Origin of the sequence: Hydrogenophaga laconesensis, from assembly GCF_031457235.1 — a bacterium.
In the GTDB taxonomy this organism is placed as follows: Bacteria; Pseudomonadota; Gammaproteobacteria; order Burkholderiales; family Burkholderiaceae_C; genus Hydrogenophaga; species Hydrogenophaga laconesensis.
Genome location: NZ_JAVDWE010000012.1, coordinates 152,322 through 167,838, shown reverse-complemented (window position 1 = coordinate 167,838; position 15,517 = coordinate 152,322). Strand labels below are relative to the sequence as shown.

The 15,517-nt window shown below is 63.4% G+C and carries 11 protein-coding genes; all 11 read right to left on the bottom strand.

The annotated features are described in order from the left end of the window. Positions 1-11 precede the first annotated feature (11 nt). A complete protein-coding gene (locus J2X09_RS19760) occupies positions 12-5,312 on the bottom strand; it encodes a DEAD/DEAH box helicase family protein (protein ID WP_204734975.1) in 5,301 nt (1,766 codons plus the stop codon). A gap of 27 nt (positions 5,313-5,339) precedes the next feature. Further along, positions 5,340-5,738, bottom strand: coding sequence for a type II toxin-antitoxin system VapC family toxin (locus J2X09_RS19755; protein WP_310309099.1), 399 nt, complete (start codon positions 5,736-5,738; stop codon positions 5,340-5,342). Positions 5,739-5,767: 29 nt separating this feature from the next. Then, positions 5,768-6,001, bottom strand: coding sequence for an antitoxin (locus J2X09_RS19750; protein ID WP_310309096.1), 234 nt, complete (start codon positions 5,999-6,001; stop codon positions 5,768-5,770). Between the two features lie 233 nt (positions 6,002-6,234). Beyond that, a complete protein-coding gene (locus J2X09_RS19745; RefSeq protein ID WP_204734973.1) occupies positions 6,235-7,527 on the bottom strand; it encodes a DUF1173 domain-containing protein in 1,293 nt (430 codons plus the stop codon). 10 nt (positions 7,528-7,537) lie between these two features. Then, positions 7,538-8,677, bottom strand: a complete 1,140-nt coding sequence (locus J2X09_RS19740) for an LPD7 domain-containing protein (RefSeq protein ID WP_204734972.1) — start codon at positions 8,675-8,677, stop codon at positions 7,538-7,540. Positions 8,678-8,713: 36 nt separating this feature from the next. Next, complete coding sequence (locus J2X09_RS19735) at positions 8,714-9,349, bottom strand: OmpA family protein (protein ID WP_204734971.1); 636 nt, start codon at positions 9,347-9,349, stop codon at positions 8,714-8,716. A gap of 16 nt (positions 9,350-9,365) precedes the next feature. Continuing rightward, positions 9,366-11,375, bottom strand: coding sequence for a type IV secretory system conjugative DNA transfer family protein (locus J2X09_RS19730; RefSeq protein ID WP_204734970.1), 2,010 nt, complete (start codon positions 11,373-11,375; stop codon positions 9,366-9,368). After that, positions 11,372-12,502 carry a P-type DNA transfer ATPase VirB11 gene (gene virB11 / locus J2X09_RS19725; RefSeq protein WP_204734969.1) on the bottom strand — a complete coding sequence of 377 codons (1,131 nt, stop codon included), beginning with the start codon at positions 12,500-12,502 and terminating at the stop codon, positions 11,372-11,374. The genes J2X09_RS19730 and virB11 overlap by 4 nt, the downstream gene beginning before the upstream one ends. Further along, positions 12,499-13,818 carry a type IV secretion system protein VirB10 gene (virB10, locus tag J2X09_RS19720; RefSeq protein WP_204734968.1) on the bottom strand — a complete coding sequence of 440 codons (1,320 nt, stop codon included), beginning with the start codon at positions 13,816-13,818 and terminating at the stop codon, positions 12,499-12,501. The genes virB11 and virB10 overlap by 4 nt, the downstream gene beginning before the upstream one ends. Continuing rightward, the gene (locus J2X09_RS19715) at positions 13,815-14,732 is read right to left on the bottom strand and encodes a TrbG/VirB9 family P-type conjugative transfer protein (RefSeq protein WP_204734967.1); all 918 of its coding nucleotides are present in this window, start codon (positions 14,730-14,732) and stop codon (positions 13,815-13,817) included. The genes virB10 and J2X09_RS19715 overlap by 4 nt, the downstream gene beginning before the upstream one ends. After that, complete coding sequence (locus tag J2X09_RS19710) at positions 14,729-15,499, bottom strand: VirB8 family type IV secretion system protein (protein ID WP_204734966.1); 771 nt, start codon at positions 15,497-15,499, stop codon at positions 14,729-14,731. The genes J2X09_RS19715 and J2X09_RS19710 overlap by 4 nt, the downstream gene beginning before the upstream one ends. Positions 15,500-15,517 lie beyond the last annotated feature (18 nt).

Sequence of the window (15,517 nt, the reverse complement as noted above, 5' to 3'; positions counted from 1 at the left end):
CGTAGCGGAAATCAGTTGAAGAAGGCAGCGTGGGTGGCGAATTGTTGCGCCCACAAGGAAGGATCTGACATGTCCAGTACGGTCCAGCCCAGATCGGCCAGTTCCGACACCACATCGGACGGCAAGGGATCGAGGGCTACGAGCGTGCGGGTCGCCTTGTAGCGGGCTGCCACCTGGGCCTGACCGCCGAGGACGGCCAGTGGGCCCTCATCCGGGGCGCGGCAACCTGCGGCCCGGACGGCCAACAGCCATTGGGCGTGTTTGTCATCTCCAGCGGTGGCCTTGGTCTGTGTTGACGTTGCTGGGGCATCGGCCTCGGTTACCTGTGGTGCCACCCGAGCGTTGGCCAGGGCGACGAGCAAGCCTAGGGCGCCGGTGTCGCGGCGGTTGATGTGCTCGTGGTCTGGCTGGTTGAAGTAGGACAGCAGGCACTGGTAGCAGCCCGCTTCGCAGATGCTGCTGCCATCTTTGCGCTTGATCTCCAACTCAGGTAAGCCCGCCACCGACCATGCACCGCTGGGCTTGCGGTGGTGCATCAGCTCCAGCGCCTGGGCGGCCACCTGTGCCAGTGCATCGGGCTCAGTGGCCAGGCGCGTGAGCACACCGGCGCCACCTTCTGCGGCTTCGTAGAACAGCAGGGCCTTGCGGTCGTCTTGGGTGGGCAGTGGTTCAGCAACGAGCTCGGACTCTTCAATCTGGAACACCAGCTCAATGCCGCGCTTGAGAGCGGCCTGAAGCGTAGCCATGGCCGGGGCTTCGAGCTGCTTGACCGGGGCCAGGATCAGAACGTTGCGGTGATCTTCAACGAATGGGACGATAGACTGGTTCGGAACCTTGTTGAGCAGCTCTTCCGCGGGCTCTGATGCGTCGTCGTTGCCGCCTGGTTCGTCCTTCCGGCTCCATTGGCCGGTGATGGGGTTGATGTAGAAGCCCAGCTGCTCTTTGTTCTTACGGCGACGCCAGCCCCGATTGATGCGCCAGATTTGTGCCGCTGGGGCGTACTTCAGGCTGGCGAGGGGGGGCTCAGTATCGCCGGCAGCATCCAGCACCAGCGAGGTCTGCAGGGCAGTCCGGCCCTCTGGGCCTGGCAAGAATCGGTAGGTGGTCTGGAGTTCGAAGCCTTGGCGCTGGCGGTCTTCGTCGTTTATGGAGATGCGCTCCACCGGCACCGTCTCAACCGTCTCGATGCGGTAGAGGTTGCGCACCCAGTCGTGGTCGGTGAGCAGGGCCCCGCAGTTCTCGCACAGGTTCTCGGTAGGCTCGGAGCCGTCTTCGCCACCCATATGGGCGTAGCCGCACTGGCTGCACACCCTGCTGGACACTGTGGCCAGCGTGGTGTTGCCCGACACGTGGTCGGCCGAGCCGACGTTGAGCTTGGCTCTCACCACCCGGTACATACGGCCCTGGTGATAGATGAGGCTGCGGGGGCCGAATTCCGAGAGCGCGAGGAACCGGGGGCGGCTGACCATGCTTCCCTCGTCGTCCTTGCCCTTGACCGGGCTTCCTCCCCGCGCGGGAATCCAGGCCATCAGCGGCAGGCGTGGGAAGTTGTAGCCCGGCAAGAAGCCCTGGCTGGCCAGGTACCGGTACGTGTAGAAGTCGGAATTCTGGGTGTTGCCCGACTTTAGGAGCACGGCGTACTGCCGGGCGGCATCGCCATAGCGGCGCTGCGCGTTCTGCTTCTCCTGGTGGGTGGTGGTGTAGCTCTTCACCACTTGGTCGGCCATATCCATCTGCTTGCGGGTCGCATCCACCATCACACGCCAACGGCCAAAAGCGGCGCTGAACTCTGCGCTGGCCTGTTGCATGGTGGCGGCCACGTGGTCTTCGGTGAACCACGTGCTGGACGACAGCAACGGACGAACCTGCCGCATGAGGCGTTCGCCGCTTTCGGTTGCGCGGAGAGTGACTTCAGGCGCATCGAGTGCCGATTGGAGTGCAGGGATGAGCGGCTTGTCTGTCTTTTCCAGATCCAGCAGCGGCGAGATGCTCGTGTCCAAGTGGATCTGAGCGGCCGCCAGCCAAACGGCGTGCAGATGGCTGTCGATGAGATCGCGGTTCGCCAGATCGAGCGTGGGCGGGCGAACCACGCCGTGGACCATCTCGTTGGCGTGGTGGAAGAACCACTGGTCGTGCGGGCTAAGGGCCGCGCAGTAGGTGATGACCAGTGCCTGCTGCCCCGAGCGGCCGGCACGGCCACTGCGCTGAGCGTAGTTGGCAGGTGTGGGGGGAACATTGCGCAGGTAGACCGTGTTGAGGGACGAGATATCGACGCCCAACTCCATCGTGGGCGAGCAGAACATCACTGGTAGCCGTTCAAGCGGGGCCTCGTGGGCAGGGTTCTCCAGCCAGTCTTTACGGTCCTTCTCGGTGTAGCGGAAGCGCTGTTCAAGCAGCTGACGCCGGCCAGCATCGACCTGGGCCGTGTGCTCTTGGGCCTCAAAGTCGAATAGCGTGTGTTGCTGCTGGGTGAGGGTGGCGGCGACCGACAGGTAGAGCTGCCGGAAGAAGCGGTTGTGCTTGCCTTCTTGCTCGACCTCGGGCGTGTCGACCAGCACCCAGTCCATCGCCGAGGCGTTCAGGCGCCAGCCGATCAGGTTTGGCTCGACCTCATGCCGCTGTGCGTAGCCGTAGTGCGAGGCCCCGATCAGGAACAGTTGCAGCAGCTCCAGCCACTGCGCGTCTTTCCAGCCCTTGACGTTACCCAGCAGGTTGGGTGACTTCCACAGGGGTAGGGCCTTGAGTTCCTTTAGGAGGCGCGAGCGTGCGCCGCCGGGCACCAAGTCGGTCCGGGGTTTGCCCTTTTTGTCGTCGGGCCGCTTGCTGAGGATCAGCCAACGCGACGTTTCGAGGTTCTCGTCACCAAATGTCCATCGCTCGCTGAGGTACTGGAAGGCGGTGGCTTTGGCCCGCTCTTGCTCAACGGCGTCGAGGTAGCGGGTTTCCAGGCATAGCGCCCGCCGCATGGCATCGAAGACGCTGATGGCCATCTCCGTGCGTTGGCCGGGCGTCATGGCGGACAGCACGGGGTTGGCGGCGAAGAGCGCTGCCTCGCCGCTGAACTCGTCGAGGCCTCGGTACTGGATGGCCAGCAGGTTCAGCTGGTCTAGGTTCGGGTTGTTGAAGCGCCAGCCGCGGCGCAGGTCTCGCAGCAGGCGGTAGCCCAGGATAAAGCGCAGCGTGCGCTGGGCCTCTTGACGGGCCAACCCCATGAGCTTGGGTGTCTTTAGGTACTCGGAGAGTGTGCCGGTATCCGTGCGGTCGAAGCCGAGTGCCTTGAACACGGCATCGGCTAGATGCTCTTCGTCGAGCACGCCGCCTTGCTTTTGAAGCGCGGCCACGAGTGCCGAGCGGAGGGTGAGCAGAAAAATGAAGTCGTTGAAGTGGCCAGCCTGCAGGGCGGCGTCTTGCCGGTTGTCGGTGAAGCCCAGCAGCTTGCGGGGGTCTGGCTGATCGGTGGAAGGCTCACCCAGCTCGAACAACTGGCGCACGGCGCTGAGGGTCAGCATCGTCGTCGCCGATGAGCGCCCTTCGCCGGACAGGCTGGCGAGGCGGTTTATGTCTTTGCCGTAGGCCTCGTGTGTGACCCCGCAGCCTAGGCAGAAGCGGTACTTGCCCGGGATGAACCAGTACGCCCTGCCGGGGCCCGTGGCACCTTGCGGAGTGACGTTGACCGACTCCGGAACGGCGTGCTTGTAGGTGGGCTTGACCTTGGGCTCGGCCTTGGTCAGGTCAAGCCAGCTCTCGGGCAGGTCTTCCCAGTTGTTGTAGGTCAAGTCAGGGCGGACGGGGCAGAGGAAACCGTAGCTCGCATCCTCGTCATCTTCGCCGGAGATGTCGTCGATCTCGCGGGGATCAAAGGTCGGCGCCCCCTTGCCGGAGCGCCACACAGGGTGGTATTCCTGTCCGCAGTCGCGGCAGAAGTGTACGGGGTAGAGGCGGGTGCCTTCTGCCTGCCGACCCGGGGCGAAGCGCTGTGCGTCAAGCGTGATGTGTCGCTGGCCCGGAGCCTCCAGCGTGGCTAGTACTTTGCCAGGGCCGCTGATGAACTGGTGCAACTTGAACGCGAAGGGTGCCCGGCCCTGCGGGGTGCGCATGTCGTGGGCGGCAACCAGGAAGCGGCGAAGACCTTCTCTCGCGACGTCGAGGTCACACCCCCCCGCATCAGTGGCAAGACGCGAGGCTGCCTCATTGAGCGTGATCGGCCGCGCTCTGCGAGGCGGTTGATCGTTAGGGAGGTCGATGCCCAGGTTGAGTTCGACCCAAATCGCCAGGGGGTCGTCCTTGAAAGCGTCGAAGCTGGGCCACGAGTGTTCGGCTTTCTTCAGGGCAGCCAAGAGCAAGGGCTTGACGGCGACGACGTCACGAGAGGGGTTCGTGACCCGCTCAAGGGTCTCGCCGATCACATCGAGCGAGGTGAGCGGCGTGCCGAAGAGCAAGCTGGCGACGTCGGCGACGGCCTTGTTCCGATCGTCTTCGCGCTCGGACGATGACATCGTGGCCGATGTGCCTATACACACCAGCTGCTCGGCCTGCATACGTTCTCGGATACGGCGCACGAGCATGGCCACATCCGCGCCCTGCCTGCCACGGTAGGTGTGGAGCTCGTCCAACACCAGGAACTCCAGCCCGCGGCAATGATCGACAACGCGGCGATCGATATCTTCGAAGCGCGTGAGGATCAGCTCCAACATCATGAAGTTGGTGAGCAGGATGTCGGGCGGGTTGTCGGCGATCGCCTTGCGCTCGTCGCTGCTCTCCTGGCCGGTGTAGCGCTTGACGCTGAACGGCTCTTGCCCCGCAGGATAGCCATGAAGGAACTTGTCGAGTTCTTCCAGCTGGCTGTTAGCCAAGGCGTTCATCGGGTAGATGACGATGGCGCGCGTGCGTGGAGTGTGATCGGCCTGCTTGGCTTTGAGGATGCGATCGATGACCGGGATGAAGAACGACAGCGACTTGCCCGACCCGGTGCCGGTGGTTACGACGTAGCTTTGCTGCTGGTGTGCCTTCGCGATGGCCTGTAGCTGGTGCACGTACAGGTGCAGGTCGGAGGGATTGCCCTCTACCTTGCCGGTCTTGAATAGTTCGGTACAGGCCGGGTGCAGGCTGCCCTGTGTGACCAGCTCTTGCACGGTACCGCTGCGCTTGTAGTTCGGGTTGATCTGAATGAGCGGCTCTGGCCAGTAGCGGCCACGGGCGTACTCCTCCTCTACCCGCGAAGCCAGGTCCGCGGCGGCGATGCGGGAAAAGCTGCGCGAGAAAGTGCTGTACTCGTCGACGAGTCGGTTGCGGAAATCGAAGACATCTTTCATTTCTTGTTATCCCTTCAGCCCGCTAGATCAAACGGCGCCCGAAGGCCAGTCTTCTACGGTCAAGCCAGGTACCTGCTGGAATTCGCGCAGGTTGCTCGTGAGCAGCGTCATTCCGCGCGAGCGTGCATGCGCAGCAATAAACAGGTCGCAGTTTCCAATGGAGGTGCCGTTGCGCTCCAAAGTAGCGCGGAGGTCGGCGTAGTGCTCGCCAGCGGTCGTGTCCAGTGGCAGCACATTGATCGTCTGTAGCAGCAGTTCCACTCGTTGCGTGAGCAGCGCAGAACCTTTGCGTTGCGCGCAGTAGCGTAGCTCACAGGCGGCCACGATGCTGGTGCACACGGCATCGGGGTCAAGGTCGTTCAGCTGTTGGGCGAGGGCGCCGTTGGGGTGACTAATCAACTCGGATAGCGCGTTGGTATCAAGCATGCAAGGCAACGCTTGGAGAGACATGGCCATTACAGTGCATCCCGTTGCTGAGGAGGTGGGTCCTCTGCCTCGGGAAGAGCGTTTTCCATCGGAGTCCACGAGGCCAGCAGGTCCACTAGGCGGTTCTTGCGGATCGGAGTCAGGATGAGGCGGTCGCCTTCCTTTCGCATCAGCACCTCGGTGCCTTCCATCTCAAACTCGCGTGGAATGCGGACGGCCTGGTTGCGGCCGTTGCGGAACAATGAAGCGTGCCGTTCGATCACGATTGACTTCCCGGAGTGTTGTCTGGCATATGCCATAGCATATGCTAAAAAACAGACCCAAAAAGTCCGCGCGCTGCTAGAAATCAGAGGACTGCCGCAAACCGGGTGCGCTATTGGTCCGCAGTGGGGTGCCGTTCTGGTCCTGCTGACGAAGGAGGGAGAAGTATTTGCAGTGTGATGCAGTTCTTGAGGCTTTGTCCGCACCCTGCGGTTGGCTTCTCCCATCACGTAGCTCAAGATGGGTGATGGCGGGCAACCTTCAACCCAGAGTCTGCTCGAAACAGGTTTTTCGCTGGCAAGGAGGGCATCGGTCCCTGGTGAGCTAGCCAGACCCATGTCTGCAAAGGCTCCGGCGTCACGACAGAGCCCGTCGTAGGACACTCGAGAGGTGAATCCTCAGCCGTCTGCGAGATGCGCAGCGGATACGGTGCGCCATCGCAGTCCATAAGGATTGCGTTGGCGTCCAAACGAGCCCTTGGAAGGTTGTATCGCAACGATTTGATGAAGGTTCGGCCCTGAATTACCAATTGATCCACCAATTGCCCGTCCAACATGTCTTCGATGGGTAGCCACTGTCGTGACACAAGCATTGGCGAGAGCTCCCTTATGCTCGGTATGCCCAATTCCGAAACGCTGAACGTTGCGATGATCACCATGTGCATGTGATCGCAGCTCCCCCATAGCGCAAGTTCAGTTTCGAAGCGCCTGCCAAGTCGTCGGTAGAGCTGCTGATCGATTGAAAAGGCCTGGTCCGGAAGATGTTTCACCACAACCTTGAAGCCATATCGAGCCGGTGCGATTTCTTTGACTTCTCCAATCAGCAGCATCAAGCTCTGCGGCTTGCTGGGTGCTGAGAGGGCTTGCAACCATTGCGCAGATCGCCTGGCGATGATCGCGTCGCACTGTTCAAGGAAGAACGTCTCTGGGATGTACAGGCGAGAACGCAGCGAGTCGCCTCGCGCGAACTTGTCCTCAGATGCCGACAGCAGTTGCCTGCGCACCGTGCCCCAGGTTCGCTTGCCCGTGAATCCGGGATGCCACTTCGTCAGTTCGGCCTGGTCCCACAGGTAGTGGAGCAGGCCACGGAGGGAGAGCTTGGTGCCGTCGGTGCAGACACTTTCACTTTCGCCGCCTGCCGATGGCATCTGTGAGCGGCCAGGCAACTTGGTCAAAGAAAAGCCCAGCCGCAAGCTGGTCTGGCCAGTGGCGGGGTCTTCCCTGATTGCTGTGCCCAGCACCTGGCCGAGGCCTGAGAGATCGGCCAGTGGTTCGTACGATGGGCAATCGTAGGCGTGACAAGAGCCAGTGCCAGGCATGCGTTTGACGATGTAGCCCCCGTGAGGCCCCGCCAGGCGCGCTACGTACATCTCGACGCCATGTGGAACGCACTGGCAACGTGGCCGCTGGCGGGCAGCGTAAGCATTGGCGATGGCCTCTGCGAACCCGCGGGACGCGACCTCGAAGCGCTGGCCCCCGATCACGTAGACCGTGCCAGTCGCTGAAACGCCATAGGCCGACGCTTCCACGGCGGTAGTCTCAACGGGCGGGCGCAGGCATGGCCCGGTCGCGCGAGCGTTGCCTTTCGGGCGTTGGCACTGCGACGCTTCGCTGCGATGGCGCCGCCTTGTCGTAGAGCTTGACCTTGGGTGTCTGGCCGTTTCGGATGCGCTGGGCCAGCTTTTCTGCAGCCGCCACCATGATGGCTTCGCGCCGCTTCTCGGGGATGCGATTGGCCACGAGGATGGCTTCGATGGCGGCCAGCACGGTTCTTCGCCCGCCACTGCCACGACTTGAAGCCTTATCAACGGTGGCTGCGCCTTGGGTTGAGCTGGTGTCGCGCGAGGGTTCAATCCGGTTGATCTGGCGCGTTTCGCGCTCAACCTTGAGGCGTTCCAGGTCGGCTGGGTTGGGTTCGTAGCCGAGCGTCTTCACACCGCGTGCGGCGGCTTCCAGCCACACCAGCCGTTTGAAGTCTTCGCTGCCGCTGATTCGCAGGGATTGCCAGTTGCGGGCCTCGGCCACATCGACCATGGAGCGGGCGATGGAGGGGCTGTTGGTGTCGGTGGCCAGCCGGAAGGTGGATTCGGTGAAGGCCACGCGCGAGGTGTCACCGCGGAACCGGTATTCCGTGAAGCCGATACTGACGTCACCCACGGTGACCGGCGCGCGCTTGATGATGTAGCGATCATTCAGCGACGCCTCCAGCTGGGCAACGAGGGCTTCACGTTCGGCCTGAGCGTCCATACGGGCCGTTGTCTGCGGCGATGAGGGGTCGGGCGTTTCGGCGCTTTTTTCTTTGGCGGGAGGCGGGATGACGTTCGAGTCTGCCTTTGGGCGGGCAGTTTCTGGTTGGGCGTCCCGTGTTGGCACGCGTTGCCACTGACCATCCAGCTTGTGAACGAAGGACTTCTGCCCCCTTGCATCAAGGACGACAAAGCGGTTCGCGCCCAGTTGGTCGGCTTTGGCCACCATGTCCTGGTAGTGGTCGCTGCGGTAGGTGAGGTCGGCAAAAGGGTCGCGCAGCTCAAACCGTTCAACAGGCTCCGGTTCTGGCGTCTGGAAGGTTCGGATGGCGATCCGTGCCCGATCAGCGGGTTCCACCGTGCCGCCCAAGGTCGCATTGGCATCCGATGCGGATCGACTCACAGGTTTGGCTGGCGCAGATTTCTCGTCCATGGGTTTCTCCTTGATCGGTGGTTGCACAGGGCAGGGTCAGGAATGCGGAGGCGCAGACACCTGAGGGGACAACGGGAGAACCCGATAGATCTCAATCTCGACGCGGCGGTTGAGGTTTCTGCCTCGCGCGCTGCGGTTGTCGGCCAGGTGGTCGCCGCTGGGTTGGTGCGTGGCGCGAATCCGGGAGGGGTCCACCCCGGACGCGACCAGATAGTCGCGGACCGCATGGGCTCTGGCCTGCGCGATGCGGCTTTCGGCAGAGGAGTCGCTGGTGCCGTCTGTGCGACCCCTGAGGACCACCAACGGGGCGGACTTGGCTTCTTCCACCAAGGCCGTTGCCTCTTCCGAAGGAATCGTCACCCGGGTGCTGTTGAAGCCGAAATGGACGATGCGTACGCTATTGGCTAGCGATTTCTCCTGAATCGATGCCATCAGCTGCTGCCGTGCGGCCATGTGCGCCAGGGTGGCGGCGGTGGTTTCTGCCAAGCGGCTGGATTCGGTGGCCAGGATTCGGGTGTTCTGCAGGTCGTTCTTGCAGACTTGCAGCTCGATGGCCGTCTGCGAGTTGACTGGTCGTTTCTGCGATTCGTCCACGGAGGGCGGCTTGGGGGGCGAGCTGCAGGCAGTGAGCAGAACAAACAATGGTGCGGTGAATGCGATGTAGGCGCGCATGGTGGTGCTCCAGGTTTCAGGTGATGTCGGCGCGTTCGATCTCGTTTGGCTTGGTGATCAGCACCCCGTCCTCGTCAGGCAGGGGTTCGATCGCGCCGCCGGGTGCGCCTTCGCCAGGCTTCGGACCCACGAGGAAGTCCAGGACGGACTCAGCGACGTCCTCGGCCGGTCCTTCTTGCAGAGCCGGTAGCTGGTCTATGTCGTAGGCCAGTTGCTCAACGTCCAGGCCATCGCACGGTCCAAGCTCGTCGTCGGCGTAGCGCCAACGCTGCTGCACCTTCGCGAGGTGAAGGTCGGTGTTCATCCGGGGTACCACCGGGGCAGGCAAGAGGCGATCCCTGAGCACCTTGTCTCGGTGGTAGCGGATCTTTTCGCCCAGGATCGGTTTGCAGTTCTCGCAGATCACCACCAGCCGTTCGGAGCCCAGCTCCTTGAACTCCTGAGGCAGGAGCAGGGATCTGCGTTGCTCGCTCTCGTTGCGGCTGACCGAGCTGTGGCCGTGCCCGCTGAAAGAGCGACTGCGCCCCCGGCTGGTGACCCGTTCCGTGAAGTGGCCCAACATGGCGCTGTATTCATCGGCGTCGCGCTGTTCGCGCGGGGCGAAGAGGATCTGCAGGCCGTGGTTGGTGGCGAAGGTGCGGGCTTCCTTGTCCCCGTAGACCGCGTCCAGCTGCGACATGGCCTGCACCACCGTGAGAAGGCGCAGGTTGTAGCCGGCCAGGAAGGCGGCAGAGTGGGTGATGACCCCCACACGGCCCATGGCGGTGAACTCGTCGTTGACCAGCAGGCACTGGTACTTGAGTGATTTGTCCTGCTCCGGCAGGTGCTGCGTGTTGAGACTGACGAGCTGGGAGAAGAACAGGGTGAGCAGCGGCCGTGCATTGGCCAGACGGTGCGGCGGAATACGCACGTAGACCGACATGCGTTGGCGCCGCAAGTCTTCAAGCCGAAAGTCGTCGGCGCTGGTGGCCGCGTCAACCACGGTATCGGCGAATATCGTCAAGGGCGCGTGGAAGGTGGCTACGACACTGGCGAGGGTGTTCTCTGAATTGCCCAGCAGGCGCTGCAAGGCGTCGATGCATTCGTCTGAAAGGGGCTTGCCTGACTCGACACGCTGTGTGATCAGGTGGTTCAAGTGGTCCTTCAGCGGCTGCCCTTGTCCGGACGACTGGCGGAGCATTTCGCCGACAGTGCGCGGCAGCTCCGGTGTTTCGAGCAGCAGCAAACCCAAGCCCAGGAAGAGATTGCGGGCCTGGTCATTGAAAAAGGCTTCGGACGAAGTGCCGCTGCCATCGTTAGGGAAGAACACCTGACCGATGCCCAGCAGGTCACCTACGCGGTGCAGAGGGCTGGTGCGCACGGCGGTGAGCGGATTCCAGCGGTGACTGCGGGCTTCTTCGTCGAATGGGGAAAAGGCGAAGACCGCCTGGCCGTGGGCGGCGCGGTAGCCTGCCGTGATGGCATGGTTCTCGCCCTTGATGTCGAGCACGACCACGGAGTCCGGCCAGTTCAGCAGGTTCGGGATCACCACCCCCACGCCTTTTCCACTGCGGGTGGGGGCGGACAGCATGACGGACAGCTGGCCGGGCAGGGCCAGGAACTGACCACGGAAGCGGCCGATCAGAACGCTCGGGGTGGTGGTGTTCTGCTCGTTCAGCAACAGTCCGGCGCGCTTGACTTCAGCGGTTGAGGCGAAGCGGGCATCGCCATGCAATGCCCGGCGCGGGCGGCTGGCGGCGTACAGGGCGCCTGGGAAAACGATAAGTGTGGCAATGTTGGCCATGCCAATGGCTGTGACCAACCGCCGCCGAAGCACCGGCACATCGGCATAGAGCTGCCAGTAGTCAAGGATGCTGTTCCAGCCTGCAAGCCTGGGGTTTGCCTTGCTGAAGACCAGGAAGAGCACGGCCGACAGGTAAAGCGCGGCCATGACCAATGCAGCGAAGGCGATCACTGTGAACAAGACGGCCGCCACTTTGCGCGCGGTTGGCCACGATGCCATGGGCAGCGTCAGAACGGTGCTCATGTCGGAGCCCCGTCAAACAGACTGGCTTGCGCATCTGGTGCGCCCCCCAGGCTGTTGTCGTCGATGGCAAAACGCTTGCGGTGCGGTTCGTAGGCGATCTCGGAAATGAAGCGGCCCCGTTCGTCACGACCGAACTGCACGATGACATCGATCACGATGCGCAGAAGGCCTTTGATTTCGTCCAGACGCAGACCGCCACCGGCACCGCTCTCGCGGATCATGAGCGACATCTGCTCCAGCGCCAGGGTGCAACTGCCCGCGTGCACGCTGGTGATGCTGCCGGGGTGGCCGGAAGCGGCCAGGCGGATGAAGGAGAAGCACTCCTCACCGCGCAACTCGGCCAGGAAGATGCGGTCGGGCTTCATGCGCAGGCAGGCTTCCAGCAGGGACTTGGCCGTGACGCGTGCCGTGCCCTGGGCGTCCTTGCTGTAGTACAGGTGCACCACGTTCGGGTGGTTGGGCAGAGTAAGTTCGGCCGTGTCCTGGATGGTGATCAGGCGCTCGTGGTGCGGGACTTCCTCGACCAGGCCTTTCATGAAGGTGGTCTTGCCTGAACCGGTCTTGCCGCTGACCACGATGGTCTGGTGCTTCTGCACCGCGAGGCGCAGAAACTCCGCATAACGACCGACCGCTTTCAACGCAAGCAGCTGCTTTTCAAAGGGCTGAAGGCCGTCGTCATCGGCGCCCATTTCAGCGCGTTCATCGATTCGGTTGAACAGACCCTCGCGTTCGAAGTCGCCCAAGCGCTTGATCAGCTCCGATGGCTTGCGCACCGTAATCGACACGGTGCCGCGCGTCACGGCCGGTGGAATGACGAACTGGATCCGCTCCCCACTGGGCAGTGTGGCCGACAGCAGCGGCCGTTCCTGGTTGATCTGCTGGTCGCAGTAGGTGGCCACGGCCGTGGCCAGCGACAGGCAGCGCTCTTGCGTCATGTTGGGCGCGTCCACCTGTTGCCAGCCCTGCACGGTCTCCACCTGGAGCACGCCGGGGCGGTTCACGCAGACTTCCAGTACGCCCGGTGCATCCAGCTGCTCGCGCAGCGGGCGCAGGAACTCGACCACCGAGGTGGCGTCGCCGCACCAGCCGTCCGGTTGGGCGTCATCGGTGAAGGGCAGGGCGTTCATCGCTCGACCGGCTGCAGGGCGTAGACCGACGAGAAGTCCACGTCGCGGGCCACGTAGATGCCCACAACGCCGCCTTGGTTCTGGTAGATAAGGGGCGGGATGTTGATGGTGCTGTCCAGCACCTTCTCCGACAGCTTGCTGGTGTTCTCGGCGGTGGAGGGCAAGACGATGGTGTCCGCTTCACGGTCCTGCATCTGGTTCTGGATCACCAGCTTGACCGAGTCGTCGATCAGGGAGAGCAGCATGGCGGCGCCGATGCGGTCCCCCCACCGGTTGTCCACATGGCCGTCGATGCCCGACTCGCCCAGTTGCCCTGTGCCCGGCGACTCGACGTCCACTGTGACGCCGTGCGGAGTGCGGATGCGGGTCCACAGCACCGGTATGCGAACCGTGCCGGGCCGCACCGAGGCAATGCGGTACTCGCCGTCCAGGTGCGATCCGCGCTCGATCAGCAGCACCCGACCGTTGTCGCTGTACACATCCCGCTGCACCTGGCAGCCGACCAGGCCCGAGGTGGCGCTGATGACTCTGGTTTTAAGCGCACAGGTGAAAGCGGTTCCCTTGGGCAGGGTGAGGCTTCTGTCACCCAGCGTGGTGGCCTTGACCCGGGGTGTGGAAGAACCCTGCAACTCGCCGCCGAACAAACCGGCCGCTCCAGAGCGCAGGTTCGACCCAATATCAGGTGAGGACGTCGGCTCGGTGGCTGAAGCACCGAGACCTGCCGGCAAGGCGTTGCCTTGGGTCAGGTTGTCTAGAAGTCCTTGCAGCCGGCGCTGGTAGTCTTGCAGTTGCTTGGCGGTGGATGCAGCCGGATCGCTGGACAACGGTGTAGCGTCCCCGTTTGCGCCAGCGGTCGCAACGGGCCGGGATGACACCACCAGCACCGGTGCGTCGTCTGGTGAGGGCGCTTTGGGCCCAGACGGTGTGGCCGTGCCAGCGTTTCGCAGCCCGATGGGGTCGGCCGCTTCTGCGGGCGTTGGAATCAACGCAGGCACGCGGGGAGTGACGGGCTGGGTCATGTCCAGCTGTCGCGTGCCGACGCCCGCGGCCGAGGGGCGGTCCCTCAGCAGCGACTTGTCTTTGTCCGTATCGCTGTTGTGGTCGATGAAGCGGTACAGGTACAGGCCGCTCATGCCCGCGACCATGGTCACCACCAGGCCAATGACCGAAATGTTCTTCCAGGACAGGTTGAGTGGCTGTCGGCGGGCCACGTTGGGAATGCCCGCTTCGCCCGGCAGGGGGCTGATGGTGTTGCCGCTGTCCTGCGACGATGGATCATCGTTTGGCGACGACGAACCTTGAGATCGTTCGGTCATGGCTTTACTCCCGTGCTTGAGGACGATGCAGAAGAATCGGACTTCAGGACCCGCTTCACACCCGGCACCGTGGTGGAGCCTGTGGCCGGCGATCCCTCCAGATCAAAGGCTTCGTTCCAGATGCCCACCACGGCCAACCCCGCCCGCAGCATCAGGCGGCGGCTGACACGGTCAACCACCAGGGTGTCGTCTTCCATGCGGGCGTTAACCAAGGTTTCGCTGCCGTCACCGAGCACATGGAAGACGGCGGGTACCTCGCGGTTGCCAGGAAACTTCAGGTAGGTGAACCGCCCGTCGTCGTAGATCAGGGTGGGGACGATGTCCGCCGAGCCGGCGCCTTCTGCCAATGCGTACTGGGTGTTGACCACAGTGGGTTTGGCCGCCAGACGCTCCGCCAAGATCTGCTGGGCCGTGGGTGGGGGCGGAATCGGCGGCAGACTCGCCAGCGCTGCCAGCTCCCTCTGCGCCAGACTGGGCGTGGCTACTGCGGGTTTGGGGGATCGGATGGCCAGGCGATAGACCGGCGTCTGGCGGTCGCCGTCCGGCAACACCACAAAACGCAGGGCGTGCGAGCGTCGGTCGGTGACGACCGCCAGGTTGTTGGGCGCATCGGCGGCGCTTTTTGCCTTGACGTACAGGTGGCGTCCGCCCGGTTGGGCGGCTACGCACCAGGCAGCATCGGGTTTGCTGCAATCACCGCCCTGGCCCACGGCCACCTCGGCGATGACTTCGCCCTTGTCGAATTCGACCAGTGTCACCATGCCGCGCTTGACGGGCACCGTGACCACCGCGTTGGCGTCGTAGACCACCTCGCGCAGGCGCGGATCGGACTTATCGCCGGGCTGAGCCGCAGAAGCCGGCATGAGAGGCATGGACAACGAAACCAGCGCCAAGGGCAGAACAAGCACGTTCATGGCTTCGCTCCAGAGGTCGGGGTGTTGATCTCAGGATCGGAGCGGTAGGCCGTGACCACGAAGCCAAACGGGTTCTCCAGGCGATCTGACTCTTTGGCCAGCACCTTGGGTTGGTACTGGTAGACCACGCTGGCCACGTGCCGGGTGCTCACATCGGGCAGGTTGCGGTCGGTCATGCGCACCACCTTGTCGTAGGTGACGGTGGCGTCGCTCTGGTTGCCGCTGCGCCCCGATGCGCGCAGCCGAACGCCGACGATGTTGATGCGCCACTCTTCGGTGGCGCCCACCTTCTTCTGCAGTGCGCCGTCGCCTTCGAACTGCCGGTTGTATTCTGAGAACACGGCGGGCACCGCCATGCGGGCCACCTGGTCAAAGTCCCGCTGCAGGAACATCCAGCTGTAGGCCTCGCGCGAACGCACGAAGGTGGCCAGGTTGTGCTTGTCCAGCGCTTCCATGGCGGGAATGGTTTCTTCGCTCAGTCGCTGCTGGATGGTCGTTTCGCCGGTGACCCGGTCCACCACGATGGGGATTTCCACCACCTTGCGCAGCGGCCCCTGGACGAAAACGGCGGCGATGCCGATCAGGCCAATCGCGAGACCTGCGGCAGCGGCCGCCCAGGCCCGGCGCTCGGAGCGCTCCAGCATCAGGGTTCGGTCGATTTCCCAGTCCCGGTTGGTCTGCAGCGACGGGGCTTCAGGTGCAGTAGGGCGCGATTTGGGTTGTTTCGGCCATGCGGCGGCCTCACCCGACAACAGGATGGCACTCATGGGGGACTCCGGTGAGGT